This is a genomic window from Nocardia sp. NPDC052112 (assembly GCF_040680135.1).
GTDB lineage: Bacteria > Actinomycetota > Actinomycetes > Mycobacteriales > Mycobacteriaceae > Nocardia.
The window spans coordinates 61,144-76,117 of sequence record NZ_JBFAWD010000006.1 but is presented as its reverse complement, the minus strand read 5'-3'; the positions used below and the strand labels follow the sequence as shown (position 1 = coordinate 76,117).

Here is a 14,974-nt window from a genome sequence, read left to right as displayed (position 1 = left end):
AACCGATCGACGATCTGTCGATGGACGACGTGCCATCCGATGACATCTACAACTCGGGTTCCGACGGCCTCGGCTGGGGCAATGGAGCGACCGGCGATACCAGCATGTGGACCGAAGGTCCCCTCGCCGATATCGGCGACACCGCCGCCGATATCGGCGATACCGTGGCCGACGCCTTCGACACGTTCTGAGCATGCGAGCCGATCAACTACCGGCGGGTGGATCGGCTCGGCGTACCGAACGGAGGACAACTCCTGTGGGTAAGCCGGCCGACGACCCGCACGTGCGCAATACGACCGCTGTCCCGCCCCTGTTCGACTGGTTGATGCGACTCGCACAGTCGGCGGACCGGGAAGACTTGCTCGGCACCCTCCAGGCCATGCGGCGTCGGTCTGCGGGCACCGCCATGCGGGTCGCTGTTGTCGGATTGCGCCAGCAGGGCAAGAGCCAGCTGATCAATGCCCTGCTGAACGAGCAGGTTTGCGTGGTCGGTGACCGTCGAGCCACCTCGGTGGTCACCGTCGTCCAGCAGGCCGACGAACCGGACGCGAAACTCGTCGTCGAGATGCCGCACGCCGAGTCTCCCGCCGCAACTGCATTGCCATTCGCCGAATTGCAGTCCGATCTGGCGAACTCGCCCCTGGCACGCGGTGGCCAGGTGGTATGCGCGGAGGTCGGCATCAATACCGCGACACTGCCGAAGGGGGTGGCCCTCATCGACACCCCCGGTGTCGGCGGCATCGGCCAGCGGCATGTCCCGCGAGTATTGAACGAGATTGCGCTGGCCGACGCCGTCGTCATCGTCACCGATGCCAGCCAGGAGTTCACCGAACCCGAATTTCGATTCGTACAGCAGGTGATCGGGCTGTGCCCCACGGCTGTCATCGCGTTGACCAAGGTCGACATCTACCCCGAATGGCGCCGAATCGCGGACGCCGACCGGCGCCACCTTGCCGATGCCGAGGTCGGATGCCGGATCATTCCCATCTCGTCGACGCTGCGCGGCCACGCGGTGCGTCTGCGCGACAAGGAACTCGATGCCGAATCCGGCTATCCCGATCTGCTCGCATTCCTGCGCACCGAGGGTCTCGCCGACGTGGCAACCAAGCGGCGGGTCCGCATAGCGCGGGATCTCGAATCGGTCGCGCACCATCTGACCGTGCCGTTCGAGGCGGAATTGAATGCCCTGCGGGACCCGGAGTTCCAACGGCGCATGGCCGACGAATTGCAGGCGCGCAAGGAGATGTCCGACGCGCAGGTCAAGTCGGCGCGATCATGGCAACAAGTGTTGAACGACGGTGTCGCGGACCTCAATTCCGAGATCGACCACGACCTTCGGGAACGGCTGCGGAGTATCAACAAGCACATCGAGTCCGAGCTCTCGGACGGCGATCCGGACAAGAAGTGGCCGCTGCTCACCGAGTGGGTGCAGGAACAGGTGAGTACCGCGGTCGGCGACAACTTCGTATGGGCCTACCGGTCCGCTCAGGCACTGGCCGAGCGGGTGGCTGCATCGTTCGCGGTGGACGGCGACGGCGACGATCTGCCCGCGCTCGAGGCGATCTGCGAGGGCGAGCTCATCGACCCTCGGCTGCAGATCGGCGAACTGCGCGATATGAAGGTTTCGCTGGCGGACCGGGGCCTGACCGCGGTTCGCAGTGGTTACAGCGGTGCGATGATGATCGGCATGGGCGCGACCATGGTCGGCGCGGCGATGATGAACCCGATCACCATCGGCGCCGGTGTCGTAATCGGCGTGAAGGCCTACCAGCAGGACCGCGCCGGACGACTGGCGCGCAGTCGCAACGTCGCTCAGCTCACGCTCCGGAAGTACGTCGACGACGTGTCCTTCCAGGTGCACAAGCTCTCCCGTGACCGCCTGCGGAATGTGCAGCGGGAGTTGCGGGATCACTTCCGGGAATCTGCCGATCAGGCGTTGGCGTCACTGCAGAGTTCGATGAAGGCGGCACAGGACGCCGCCGGAATGAAGTCCGCGGCGCGGGAAAAGCGCGTCGCCGAGGTCGAGAAGAATCTGGCGGCGCTGGCCAGGATTCGCGAAGGCGCCGCACGGCTGCGGGCGGTGCAGGCGCCAGGAACGTAACCGATGCCACCTTGGGTGCACGAACCTCACCCCGGCAGGTGGTCCGGTCCAACACTTGGGGAACTGGCCGATGATCCGTGCGTGCACGAGATTTATATGCGCAAGTAAGAACGACCTTCAACCGAGAGGTGTGCATGTCTGGCAGTCTTGGCATCAAGATCGGCACGGCGGGTTTCGTCACCGCGGCGGACGCGGCGTCGGCGACCACCGGAGATTCCGGGCGGTGCGCCCCACGTCTCCAGACGACTCGGCACCAGGCGACATTGATCGTGAACCAAGGCATGGCGCCGACCCTGTCTCCGCTCGGCAGCGGCGCCCACCCGGTGCACCCGGGATTGGTGGTCACCGGTTTCGTGGACCGCGTCGGTGACCCGATCGATCTGGTCGCCGCCGACGGTTCCGCACACCGGCCGGAGAATCTCGTCGCCGATGCCGTCCGGTACCTGACCCGGTATTCGGCCGGTGCGTTCGCCGGGCCGCCCACCGTCGCGGCGACCTATCCCGGCTACTGGAAGCCGCAGGGCGTGCAGGCCCTGCGCGAGGCGCTCGACCGGATGGATATGACCGATGTGGCACTCGTGAACGAGGTCGGATCAATCCTGACTCGCGTCGAGTCGACACGGGGGCTGCCGCAGGACGGCGCCGTCGTGGTGTACGACCTCGGCGGCAACGGTCTCAGCGTCTCGGTGGCCCGCGGTACCGAACAGATCGGCAGCACCGTGCGCAGCGCGGAATTCGGTGGCAAGCATATCGATGACGCGATTCTGCGACAGGTTCTGCGCGGTCTCGATGGCGAACTCGGCGACGTCGATCTCGCGGCCCCCGCTTTGCTGGCGCCGCTGAACGAATTGCGGCTGCGTTGTCGGCAGGCCAAGGAGACGCTTTCCACCGAAACGGCCGCGGTGGTCGAGGTGGAACTGGGATCCGCACGTCACGATGTGCGACTTGTCCGCTCCGAACTCGAGGATCTGATCAGAGTACGGATTCTCGCATCGACCGAATTTGTCGGAGAAACCTTGCGCAGCAACGACATCGATGCCGGTGATGTGCGAGCAGTGGTGCTCGCCGGTGGTGCGGCAGCCACCCCGCTCGTCGCCGAGGTGCTGTCGGCGGAGTTCCACGTACCGGTCATCGCAGAACCCGACCCTGGCCTCACATCGGCGAATGGTGCTGCGCTGCTGGCGCAATCGGTAGCTGCCGCACCGTCGGTGCCGGTGCCACCGCCACCGATGTCGGCACCGGCGCCCGCTACCCCACCGCAGGTTACCGAATCGCCTCGGTCCGACGATCCGGTCGCGGCCGAACCGCCGGTGGTCGTCGCACCCGCGAACTCGCCACAGCCACCGGTAGTCGTCCCACCCACGAACTCGGTGGCATCGGACGCAGCCGGAGGCCGCGCAATGGCCGGCAGTCGGCGTCGTAGACGAGTACTTCTGGCCGCGGCGGCGGTTGCCACGCTCGCGGCGGCAATTGTCGGAATTGTCGCGCACAGCGCGCCGAAGACCGAGCCGCAGCCTACGGTGACCGAGCAGATTACCGATCCGGCGACACCTGCCGCGACCACCACCCCACTCCCATACCCCACCAGACATGTTTCCTGAGCACAGTCCTATCGAACATCCCGTCGCAACTCGCTCAGGACACCTTCGGCACTGCGTGCCGCCACCGTGCAGGCGTTGGCGGTGAACTGATCCGCGAGTGGGTGTTCGGCACGGGATCGCCACCGTCTGATTTCCGCCAAAGCGACGTCCTGGCCCACGCCCGCGACCGCGAACGGTTCGATCCCCAGCCGCTCCGCCGGTCCGGTCCCGCGAGCGCCGATCACCCGCTGCAGATCGGTGAGCTCACCTTCGGATAGCGCCGTCTCGGTCGAGCGGAGCCGACTCAGGAGACGGAGTTCCTCGAAGCCGTGCACGTTCGCGAGCAGGGTCGCGACCTCCCGGCCGAGCGGCGCGGCCTGCGCCACCGGGTCGGCGGCGAATATCTGCCGCAGCATCAGCAGCGCGGTATGTGCCTTCAATTCATCGGCCCGCTGGCCGAACTGAATATCGATGACGCGCTCGAGTTCGCCGATGCCACTGCGCGCGATCAACTCGTCGACCAGCGCCGCCGAATCGCTGGTACCGGCCCGCAATCGTGTCAGTGACATAGTGATTCCGAACAGCCCCAAACGCCGGACGAGGTGCTGTCGCGCCGCGGAATCAATCGGCAGATAGTCGGCGCGCTGGAATCGGTCGGCCGAAAGCATGGCCAACTCCAGGTCGGCCGGTGCGACAGTGGCAAGCTGGCGCAGGGCCACGAACTCGCTCTGCCGAAGCGTTTTCGCGGTAAAAGCCAGCAAGCCCGCAACCGGTACGGCCGCCTGACACAGGCCCGTCGTTTCCAACTCGCGCGTGAATTCTTTGGCGGCCGCGCGGACGGAATGCATGGCGTCCGGCTGGCCCGCACCGAGTTCATCCGCCCGCGAGAGAACGCCGACGATGCCGAGCGGGCCGGCGTTGCCGCCGACGTGCTCCCCGATCCGACGAATCAGTGCGAGGTCGGAGTCGTTGAGGGAACGGAACAGATAGACCACCGCATCGGCTCCAGCGGAGCCGGTGTCCGGAGTCAGCAGCCGCAGGGTGCGGGCCGACACGTCCCTCGACAGTGATGTGGTTCCGGGGGTGTCGATGATCGTGGTGCGGGCAAGACGGGGTACCGGCCAGTCGACATCTATTCGATCGACCTGCGCCGCCATCAACTGGCCGAGGTCGAACGTCAGGCCACCCTCGACTCGCTGTATCGGCACGTACTCCGACCGGCCGCCCGCGAGCCGGGCGATGACCGTCGGCGTGGCACCGTGCCGGTACCAGGTCACGACACGGGTGCATTCGGTCGCGTCGGTCGGCGCGATGTCCTGGCCGACCAGCGCGTTGAGCATTGTCGACTTTCCCGCCTTTACGGCACCGGCCAATGCGATGCGCAGCGGTTCGTGCAGCCGTCGCGCCCCCTCCTCGAGGCGATCGGTAGCGGCACGGTTACCGGCGTAAGCGCGATGGGCACCCTCGATGATCCTGTCGACCCTGGCGATCGGCGCCGTGGCATTCATATCGGCACCCGGGTAACCCGCTCCGGCTGCCTCGAAGCGTTGCCCGGCATGGTTTCACCCATACCGAACATCATTGCGCCACCGCATCCGGCTGCGCGGGCTAACACTTCTTTCTCCCCGATAAATTGCCGCCCGCCGTCCATTACCAGGACTGATAGCAACTTTTGCCGGACGAGCGTTCAAGTTAGGTTGGCGAAGCTACTACTCGGCTACTCGAGCGCGCCGTTCCACGCGACGCCGCCCCGGCTATTGCGGATCCGGCGCGGGCAGCGGCCAGCGGTCCACGGTGTGCAGTGTCGAACCGGCTTCGCGCGCATAGTATTCCGCATGCAGGGCGCTGGGATGCAGGCGGCGGGCGGCGGCCAGCCAGCCACCCGCCTGCCGGAGCACTTCGGCACGGGTGAGCGGAGGGTCGTTGCCCAGTAACTGGCCACCATGTTCGGGTGCGAGGATCATCGCCGATCCGAGGTGCTGGAGGCAGCGGCCCGTACCGAGATCGTCTTCGAGCTCCCGGTAGGCGGTGAGGGCATGTTGCCAGTGTCGAAGGGCCCTGCGGGGTTCACCGCGGGTCCACCAGAGCACGCCGAGTGTTTCGCGCGTGTGGGCACCGCCGCCGGGATCGCGACCGTCACGGGTCAAGGATTCGGCCAACTCCAGGCGGTCCTGGGCGGCGTCCAGCCGACCCTGATGTAAGTGGACGACGGCCAGGTTGATCAGCGCGCAGACCACTCCGGCCAGATCCGCTCGTGGCAGCAACCACCAGGCAGCTTCCAGTTGTTCGGCCGACTCGGACAGCACGGTCGGACTCGGCGGCGCGGTGTCGAGTCGATGCAGCGCGGTGTAGTGCGACCAACGCGCGGACAGACTGGTGGACAGGGCGCGCGGCCGATATTTCGGTGGCCGCCGGCGTAGGCGGCCCGCCCGGAGCGCGGCCAGCTCGCCGCGCAGCGGGAAATCGTCGGAATCGGTGAGTTCGCACAGCGCTTGCGCGACGCCGTGCGCATCCTCGGGCAGGCCCTTGCGGGCATACCAGACGTCCAGGGCGTCCGCGATTCTCGCGAGTTCGTGTACCGCGGCCGCCGGCAGCCGAACCGCCGGAACAGGGAAGAGTGAGCGCAGGTATTCCTCTTCCGCTTCGAACCAGCGTCGCGCCCCCTTGGCGAAACGAACCGTTTCCAAGGCGATCGCCCAGCGGTTGGCCCGGTCCGCATAGTGGTGCAACAGCGCGGGCAGCGCCGCCCGCCAATGTGGTCCGCGCACGACATCAGCGGTGGGCGGCAGCCGCGGGGCCTCACGCAGGCAGTATCGGTCGGCGCCGAGATAGCCGACGATCCCGCGCGCCTCGAGGTCGGCCAGCAGCAGCGTCGCGGTTCGCCCGTCGGCTGCGGCATCCGCGGGCAACCGGGTCGGCGCCTCCAGAATCGCCGACAGCACCGCCAGCAGCGCGGCCGTCTCGAAGGTCGGCACCGGCAGGTCCCGCAGTGCCGCGAGAATGGGATCGTGGTCGAGCTCGGAAAGCTGTCGCGGCGGATCGGGACGGCTTCTGGTGTCGACGAAGCGTACCGGCTCACCGGGCTCGACGAGTTCGGCGATCAGGTCGAGTTCCCTTTCGGCGCGCACTCTTTCGCGAAAACTCTCGATGCGTCGATAAGCCACATACGCGCCCGCGCCGAGCACGGCGACGATGGCGAGTCCACGCAGCAACCCGCCGATCACCTTGACGATGTCGTTGTCGCCGAGTGAGTTGACCACGATATTGCGACCGAGTTCGAGTACCAGTGCCCACGCGACGACCTCGGCGGTCCCGAGCACACCCTCCCAGATCGACGAGCGCGGCGTGATCTGTTGCGGCGCTTCATATCCGCGTGGTGCAGTCACGACAGCGTCCCGCCCGTCAATCCCGGTACCAACCAGCGCCGCCAGGTGGCGAGCAACAGCAGCACAGGCAGTACGGCCGACAGCAGCGACCCGGCCGCCAGTTCCGCGGCGTTCTCGTTGAATTGCCGTGCCTCGCCCCACAGCAGCAACGACCAGGGACTGGCACCCGCCCCGTTCATCATCAGCCCGATGAAGAAGTCGTTCCACACCTGGATGAATTCCAGTACCGCGACCGCGACCACGGCGGGGCCCGCCGATGTCAGCAGCCGCCGCGTAACGGTGCCCGGACTGGCCAGCCCGTGCAGCGCCGCATCGGCCGGACTGTCCGGCGGGGCCAGCATCGCGCCGCGCAGGATCAGGATGGCAATCGGCAATCCCGCGGCGGCGTGCACGAAGATCAACGGAATCCTGGTGCCGGACAGGCTGAATGTGTCGATGAACGCGTCGAGGGAACCGAGGTAGCTCTGCGCCGGCAGCACCGAAAGGACGACCAGGGACACCACCGCGATCCGCGCGAACATGCCCTCCTGGCGCCCCGATGCCAGCCGATGCGCCACCGGAAGTGCGGACGCCACCACGACGATCGTCGCCAACCCGGCCACCAGCAACGTCGTCTGCCATGCCGCGCGGAAGGACTCATCGCGCCACATATCGGTCAGCGCGGAGAGCCCGAAACCCTTGGGACCGTTCAGACAAACGGCGATCAGAACCAGGATCGGCACCAACGCGAACACCGATACCAACGCGATCCCGATCGCGCGCACCGGACCGATGTGGCGACTGGCAGCCACCGGGGGCGCGACCGCCGCCCAGGTCCGGCCGCCGCCCTGACCGCGCACGCCGTTCCGCGGCAGCCAGGCCACGAAGCCGACCAGCACCGCCAACGGCAGCGCGTATGCCGCGGCGACGCCCGCGCCGGGATCGCCGTCGGTGGCCAGCCGCCACCACTGCACGGTCGCACTGTCGAGCTGGTACTGCAACGAACCTGGTACCCCGATGAGCACCACATCGAAGACCCTGGCCGCGGCCACCCCGACGACCAAGCCGAGGATCAGCAGGATCGGACGCACCAACTCCAGCAGACGCAGCAGCGGGAAACGCTTTCCCTGCCCATGCAGATAGCCCGATCGCACCGGGTCCGCCTCGATGGCTCGGATATCGGCGCGCAACAAGCCGGTCAGGAAGCCGAGCCACGTCCACAGAAACGCCGAGCCGAGCATCAGCGCGAACCAGATCCGGTAGCCACCGACGCTTTCGATGCCGAACCAGGTGGCGAGACGCTGGAAGATTATCCGGAACGCGACACCGGAGACGAACGCCGAGATGCCGAACGGCACGATCAGCGGCGCCCACAACCGACGCGAATCGCGAGACAGCCAGGCGATGCCGACGGCGACGAACAGCAGCACCAGACCGAACACGACCCACAGCATGGTCAGCAGATACGCCCATCGTCCGTCACCGGCCAGGGCGTCAGCGAGCAACCACAGCCCCGACGCGACGAGCACGGCGCAAGCCGCGAGCGCCGAAAGGCGCGCCCTGCTCAACGATCCACGCCTGCGGATCAGGGTGAAGGCGACGGCACCGCAGCCAACAAGTGTGCAGGAGAGCACGATTCGCGGACGCGCGGGCACCGCGATCGCCACCGTCCACGCGGCGGGCGCCACCAGCAACGCCGCGATCAACCCGACCGCCAGCAGACCCGCCCATCCGAGCCAGCGGTGTGGTGGCCCACCCGGTACCAGTGGGCCACGCATCCGGCGCGTCGCCAGCTCGATGCGCAATCCGCCGGCACGAAAATCGGCGACACCCGTCATCTGCGGCTCCGCTCGAATCCGTCCAGCGCGGCGATCGCGCGATCGATCGCGGCATCCGGCCGCTCGGCCGCACCGTCACCGACCGCGATCAGGAAATCGGTCAGAATGCGCCACAAACCATTACGGCCGCCCACGGCTCCCAGCTGATCGGACAGATCGAATGCGCTCCAGGGACTCTGCGAACGCGCGATCGGTTCCAGCAGTGCCGAATAGCGCACGGTGGTCCGGGTATTCGGAGCGATGAAGCCGCCGTCGCCCTGAATCCACGGCAGCGGCGCCTCCGCCGCGGCGAGCGCCGCGACCACCTCGTCGGCTCGCGCCCCGGCGCCGCTGGTCACTACGATGACATCGCCGCCCACAATTCGTGGCCGTTCGCCACCGCGGCCGGTGACCGGGAACGGTGCGATGCCGACCACCTCCTCCGACTGTCGTCCCGGGTCTCGAAGGCACTCGCGGACAATGGGTTCGGCGAAATCCGGAGCGATCACCATGGCGGCGCGGCGGTGCTCGAACACGTCTCGAACAGCGTCCGGGAACTGACGGGTCAACGCCACCGCGACACCGCCTGCGATGGCATGCCGTCGACCCCAGAGTCGCGCAAGATGTCCGAACGTAGCACGCACGGCCGGCCGGTCCCAGACGCGCGGCTCCCCCGCGGTGGTCGTCAAATCGTCGTAGGTGCGCGGCGATTCGGCGCGCAGCACATTCTCGAAGACATCGGTCAATACCCAGCCATCGGCCGCGGCGAGGGCGAGCAGCCGGATCGGCGTACCCGCGAGCACCTCCATCCGGTCGCCCCAATCCGCGATGGTCCAGTCGGCGGGGTCACCGAGGTGATATTTGTCGACGGCCTGCCGGTCGTACCAGACCAACGACTTGTCGGCGGCTTTGAACGGCACCCCGTACGGTTTTCCGTTGTGGTGCAACAGCTGTCGCCACAACTCGGGATACCGCGCCCCTTGGTCGTCGGTCCACAGCGCATCGGGGACCGGCCGCAGCTTGCCGGCGTCGACGAGTGTGCGAACCTGACCGGCCTGCGGCAGCAGCACGATATCCGGCGCCGACTTTCCGCCCGCGCTGAACGCGGTACCGATTTCGTCGCCCATCGGTATCACATCCACCGATCGCGCAAACGGCATCGGCGCCAACACCTTCCGGAACGCCGCCAGCTCCGCCCCACTCCACGACACCCCGATCCGGATCGATGCCGAATCGCCCCACAACAGCTGCGGCGCGCACGCGGACAGCGGCAGCACCAAACCAGCTTGCAGCAGAGCTCTTCTCGTCCCCATGCTCCCCCAACAGAGCAGTGATAGCGTCCGAACGACAGCTAACCATATTGCCTCGATGTCGACACGGAGATTTGCCGGTCGAACTACCGAATGTCTGCTGGTGCGCCGCCCTTCACGGCGGTGGTGGAGGTGGACGTGGGAGGGCCGCCAGGGCCCGAGCGTGTCCTGAACCGGATGTTCCTGCTGCTCGATGTACTGGCGCAGCACCGAAATCGGGGCACCATCTACCGATCCGGCGAAGTAGGACCCCGACCAGAGTCGTTGCGCTCGCCAATAGTGACGCACCAGCTCGGGGAACTCTTGGCGCATCCGCCGCGACGACACACCTTCGAGGGAGTTCCACCTCGGTTCCGTTCCCGCAAGGACAATCGGCCGTCGATCCGGTTCACGGAGAACGCCCGATTCACGGTGAGCTCCGGCCGGAAGCTGCGGCTGCCGAAGATCGGCGACGTTGCGCTCCGCTGGTCTCGGAATCTGCCGTCCGATCCGTCGAGCGTGACGATCCTGAAGGACACGGCGGGACGGTATTTCGCGTCGTCGTGGTCCAGGTGAACGACGAGCCCTTTGCACCGGTTGATTCCGAGGTGGGTATCGACCTGGGCCTGACAACCTTCGCGGTTCTGTCGGACGGCAAGACGATCGCCTCGCTCCGGTTCCTGCGGCAAGCCGAACGCCGGTTGCGCAAGGCACAACAATTGTTGTCGCGCAAGGAGAAAGGCTCAGCGAACCGGGCCAAGGCGCGCATCAAGGTCGCGAAGGCGCACGCGAAAGTGGCCGACACACGCAAGGATTGGGCGCACAAACAGTCCACGATGATCATCCGCGACAACCAAGCGGGTGCGACACGAGGTCGCACCAAACGAGTAGGGGTGCGCCCGTGCGTGCCGGAAGGAGGGTGCTCCCCTCGGGCCAGTGTCCAGGCCCGTCCCCACGTCCACATGTGTCGCTGGTAACGGCGGGGTGTGAAGCTGGACGGGCACGCTCGAGAGCCGCTCGGCCATCGAGAGGCAACAAGCAAGGGGAAGACCGGACGGGTGAACGCGAGTGAACCCTCATATGCCTCGTGATTGTCAGGCTGCACCGATGGCAAGGCAAACGGCAGCCATAAGGCCAAGCGCTGGAATGCGCAGAGTGACCCCTGGGGATCGCTTGTCAGGGAACGGACACCACTGGCCTCGGGGTAAAGAGGGCACCCTCCCCGGTCGGATCTCGTTGGTCTGGAACGTGGAAATCCCGACAGGGTCCGGAGAGACCCGGTAAGCCAACCGCGAGGAAGGCCCAAATCCCTGGCGGGGACAGGATGACCCAAGAAGCGAATGCCGGTGGGCCGAAAGGCCGGAGGAAAGCAGGGCACCGCGAAACGCACAGCCGCTCTGCATACCTCGCCGGATAGGACCTGATGGTCCGGCTCGAAAGAGTGCTGACGTGGGTCAGGTGAGCCATTGAGGACCGAAGCGAAGGAACCATCACCGGAGGGCAAGTTGGACGCTAGGACGACGAAGGAGGCGGATATCACCGCTGACGTGCTCCTGGCGAACGGACCGACGGGCGTCACCTCGGCCGACTGGCACGGAATCGACTGGGCCAGTGAGGAAGAGAGCGTACGGAGACTGAGGCAGAGGATTTTCAAGGCGACGCGGGACGGGGACACGAAGAAGGTCCGCAACCTGCAAAAGCTCATGCTGCGGAGCCGAAGCAACACGCTGGTGAGCGTGAAGCGGGTAACGCAGTTGAGTCAGGGACGCAAGACCGCCGGAATCGATGGGGAAACCGCCCGGACGCCACGCGAAAGGGCGGAGCTGGCAGCCCAGATGCTGGACACTGCCGACCCCCGAAGAATCAAGCCGGTCAAGCAAGGCACCTGCCCACTCTGCCGACAGGCGCTGATCGCCGGGCTGAATACGAACCCGACAACCCACGCAGTTGGATCGAGTGGTTCGAGACAACGTCGAAGATGCTGCACAAGCATCACGTCGTCTACCGGCGCGACGGCGGACCGGACGAGGGAAGAAACCTCCGACTGATACACGCCGAATGTCACCGTCAGCACCACGCGAAGGACGGTGACCGATCCCGGAATGCAGGACCCGCCAAGCCCGAGAGGCTTGCTCGAGCCGGATACGGTGAAAGTCGCACGTCCGGTTCTGAGGGGGCCGGGTCGCAGCAATGCGCCCCGGCTACCCGACTGTATGTCGAAGACTTGTGCGTGAGTGGTCTTGCGCGCACGAGGTTGGCGAAGTCGGTCCACGACGCTGGGTGGGGCGTGTTCACCCGCATGCTCGAAGAGAAGGCCAACCGTTACGGCCGGACCTTCGGCAAGGTGAATCGCTGGTTCCCGTCGTCGCAGATGTGTTCGGTATGTGCGCCGAAGCCCCTGTCAGTGCGCCAGTGGACGTGCACCTGTGGCACCACTCACGACCGCGATCTGAACGCGGCGATCAACATCCTCGCGGCGGGACGCGCCGAGAGATCAAACGCCTGCGGAGGGACCGTAAGTCTTTCCGCCTAGCGGGAAGCGAGTCCCTGTGAAACAGGAACCCACCGAGAGCGCCCGTCAGGGCGCTGGCAGGAATCTCCGGCCTTCAGACCGGAGAGGACGTCAAGAAAGCAGACGGCCGGCCGCATCGACGACAGGCGTTTCCGCTGCTCTGAGTCGGGACAAATCGTCCACACCGTGCAGCCACGGTCTGGTCGCGCTGAAGAAGATCGACGTATTGAGGACCACCAGTAGCAGGCACAGCGACGGAACCGCGGCGATGACTGTTCTGGCGGCCGGGGACAGCGCACCGGGATCCGTTGCGATGAATACGTTTCCGAAGACGCCGGCGGCGACACCGCCCAGCAGGAGCACCGCGAAGTACGGTCGGATGATCCCGGTCCGGTAGGGCAGCGTTCCGACCATCACGAAGCAGTACGCGATCTGAAAGACCGTGCAGCCCACGACAATCGGCCAGAGCCACGCCATTGTCGACGATGTTCCGGCCAACCGTGCCAGATGGTGTCCGAATGCGAAGGACGCGACCGCCGCCAGCGCCATCAGCACCGAGGCGGACGCGACCGCGACCCTGTTGACCGAGAGCCGCGCAGTCCATGGATTCATCCGTTCCTCCGAAGTGAAAATGCTTGCGAGTGAACGTAATTCGTCGCTTCGCACATCACGACGATCGCACTGGTCACGACGGGCCCCTTCGGGTCTGGTCTCTCCTCGGTGCAGCTCTGGCCGGCCCAGTATGCCCGTGACATCGGGCCGACACGCGGAATACCGAGCGCGTCCTTACCGAGCCGGATTGTTCGCGGGTCGCGTCGGCGACGAGCCACAGCAGTTCTCGGTACCCGACGCGAGCGCGTCAATCGCGTCCGGACCTGGGCTGCCGTGGTGCGGCCTTTCGTTCGTGGGTGAAGCCGTCGGGCTGGGTGACTCCAGCGAGGTCAGCGTGCGCAAGCGACGACATCGTTCGCACCCGTACCAGGGCTAACGCCAGCTGTTTCGGATGCGGTGGACCGGGAACGCCCAGGAAATGCGGTCACCACGATTCACACCCTGCGTGATCGCCACCGCGTACTCGGGCCGGACGGAGAATTGATAGTCGAGGTCGACGACGACGTCGTCGATACGACACCAGCCGAGGGAAGTTCCGTCGCCTGGCGTGAGATCGAAGTCGAACTCGGCCCGCGGATAGACGCGGTACCCGCGGCGCTGGCGGACAGCCTCGGCAAGGCGGGCGCCCGTCGGTCGCAGTACCCGTCCAAACTGTCTCGCGCGCTACCTGCGCAGGCCGGGCCGGTCACGGACACAAGAGCGGAGCACGCCATTTATGCGTACATGATCGCGCAGATCGACACGATCTTCGCCGGTGACGTCGCCTTGCGCCGCGGCGCGGATCCGATCCACGACACCCGCGTCGCGACCCGGCGCCTGCGCAGCACCCTGCGCGTCTTCGGAAAGCTGCTGGAGGGCTCGGCCATCGGTGCTGTCGAGGCCGAATTGAAGTGGTATGCGGCGCTACTCGGCGATGTGCGCGACTGCCAGGTGCAGCGCCGCCGCCTGGCCGACCAGGTGGAAAAACTACCGCCCGAACTCGTCCTCGGCCCGATCACCGCACGCACCGACGCGACGCTGCTGGCCCGCCAGCTGCCCAGCCGCAACGCACTCACCGAGGCCATGGCGTCGGCTCGCTACCTCGAGTTGCTCGCGACCCTGCAGGCCTGGCATGCGCACCCGCCGTTCAACAGGCGAGTTCGCACACGTGCGCTGATAAAGCGGGCTCACAAAGCCGCGCGCAAAGCCGACAACCGGCTCGTGACTGCTCTGCACAATCGACAACACGCGTCATTGCACCGCGCCCGCAAGGCCGCCAAGCGGGCCCGCTACGCCGCCGAGCTGCTCGAGCCCGCGGGCAAACCCACGCAAGCGAAGTCGAACATCGAGTACTACAAGAAGATTCAACGGATACTCGGCGACTACAATGACGGCATCGTATCGTCACGGTTCCTGTGGCGCACCGCGACAACGGCTGGCGCAGCGGCGGGCGAGAACGGCTTCACCTACGGACTGCTGTACGCAAACGAACTGCATGCCGCCGACAACGCCCGACGTAAGGCCGCCACCGTCGCCGCGAACAGATATTCGTGACCCGCACTCCGGCCGCTCATGCCCTACCGCCGAACTCGACACACGCACAGGCATACTCGCCCTCGGCGGCGCCCGTGGGTGCGTCGGGTTCGGCGCAGATCGCCGCCAGCGCGTTTCGTTATTCCGGATATCCGAATTGCTCAGTTGCTCAGCAGGACTCGACTG

General features: G+C 66.4%; 12 protein-coding genes and 1 pseudogene. 7 read left to right on the top strand and 6 right to left on the bottom strand.

The window, feature by feature from the left end; all coding sequences use genetic code 11:
* The 3 genes from AB0L58_RS12955 to AB0L58_RS12945 form a co-directional block, all read left to right on the top strand.
* A partial coding sequence (locus AB0L58_RS12955; protein WP_364385817.1) for a hypothetical protein occupies window positions 1-191 on the top strand: 191 nt, incomplete at its 5' end.
* A gap of 65 nt (window positions 192-256) precedes the next feature.
* Window positions 257-2,101 carry a dynamin family protein gene (locus AB0L58_RS12950; protein ID WP_364385814.1) on the top strand — a complete coding sequence of 615 codons (1,845 nt, stop codon included), beginning with the start codon at window positions 257-259 and terminating at the stop codon, window positions 2,099-2,101.
* Between the two features lie 134 nt (window positions 2,102-2,235).
* On the top strand, window positions 2,236-3,702 hold the full coding sequence (locus AB0L58_RS12945; protein ID WP_364385811.1) for an Hsp70 family protein: 1,467 nt from the start codon (window positions 2,236-2,238) through the stop codon (window positions 3,700-3,702).
* Between the two features lie 8 nt (window positions 3,703-3,710).
* On the opposite strand, the gene AB0L58_RS12940 is transcribed toward AB0L58_RS12945, so the two are convergent.
* The 5 genes and pseudogenes from AB0L58_RS12940 to AB0L58_RS12920 form a co-directional block, all read right to left on the bottom strand.
* Entirely contained in the window at window positions 3,711-5,189 is a 1,479-nt protein-coding gene (locus AB0L58_RS12940; RefSeq protein WP_364385808.1) for a dynamin family protein, read from the bottom strand.
* A gap of 246 nt (window positions 5,190-5,435) precedes the next feature.
* Window positions 5,436-7,067 (bottom strand): tetratricopeptide repeat protein, encoded by a 1,632-nt coding sequence (locus AB0L58_RS12935; protein ID WP_364385805.1) that lies wholly within the window; start codon window positions 7,065-7,067, stop codon window positions 5,436-5,438.
* On the bottom strand, window positions 7,064-8,884 hold the full coding sequence (locus tag AB0L58_RS12930; protein ID WP_364385802.1) for a hypothetical protein: 1,821 nt from the start codon (window positions 8,882-8,884) through the stop codon (window positions 7,064-7,066). Before AB0L58_RS12930 ends, AB0L58_RS12935 begins: the two co-directional genes overlap by 4 nt.
* Window positions 8,881-10,176, bottom strand: a complete 1,296-nt coding sequence (locus AB0L58_RS12925; protein WP_364386663.1) for an ABC transporter substrate-binding protein — start codon at window positions 10,174-10,176, stop codon at window positions 8,881-8,883. Before AB0L58_RS12925 ends, AB0L58_RS12930 begins: the two co-directional genes overlap by 4 nt.
* 171 nt (window positions 10,177-10,347) lie before the next feature.
* Window positions 10,348-10,515, bottom strand: a pseudogene (locus AB0L58_RS12920) (transposase); the annotation flags it as partial.
* Window positions 10,516-10,724: 209 nt separating this feature from the next.
* Here AB0L58_RS12920 and AB0L58_RS12915 point away from each other — a divergent pair.
* The 3 genes from AB0L58_RS12915 to AB0L58_RS12905 all read left to right on the top strand — a co-directional run bounded on the left by AB0L58_RS12915 (window position 10,725) and on the right by AB0L58_RS12905 (window position 12,685).
* Window positions 10,725-11,129: a transposase gene (locus tag AB0L58_RS12915; RefSeq protein WP_364385800.1), complete on the top strand. Its 405-nt coding sequence runs from the start codon at window positions 10,725-10,727 to the stop codon at window positions 11,127-11,129.
* A 489-nt stretch (window positions 11,130-11,618) separates the two neighbouring features.
* Window positions 11,619-12,200 (top strand): reverse transcriptase N-terminal domain-containing protein, encoded by a 582-nt coding sequence (locus AB0L58_RS12910; protein WP_364385797.1) that lies wholly within the window; start codon window positions 11,619-11,621, stop codon window positions 12,198-12,200.
* On the top strand, window positions 12,131-12,685 hold the full coding sequence (locus tag AB0L58_RS12905; RefSeq protein WP_364385795.1) for an RNA-guided endonuclease TnpB family protein: 555 nt from the start codon (window positions 12,131-12,133) through the stop codon (window positions 12,683-12,685). Before AB0L58_RS12910 ends, AB0L58_RS12905 begins: the two co-directional genes overlap by 70 nt.
* Window positions 12,686-12,775: 90 nt before the next feature.
* Here AB0L58_RS12905 and AB0L58_RS12900 read toward each other — a convergent pair whose 3' ends face one another.
* Window positions 12,776-13,276: a hypothetical protein gene (locus AB0L58_RS12900; protein WP_364385792.1), complete on the bottom strand. Its 501-nt coding sequence runs from the start codon at window positions 13,274-13,276 to the stop codon at window positions 12,776-12,778.
* Between the two features lie 396 nt (window positions 13,277-13,672).
* Here AB0L58_RS12900 and AB0L58_RS12895 point away from each other — a divergent pair, with 396 nt between their 5' ends.
* Window positions 13,673-14,809 carry a CHAD domain-containing protein gene (locus tag AB0L58_RS12895; protein WP_364385789.1) on the top strand — a complete coding sequence of 379 codons (1,137 nt, stop codon included), beginning with the start codon at window positions 13,673-13,675 and terminating at the stop codon, window positions 14,807-14,809.
* The last annotated feature ends 165 nt before the right edge of the window (window positions 14,810-14,974 follow it).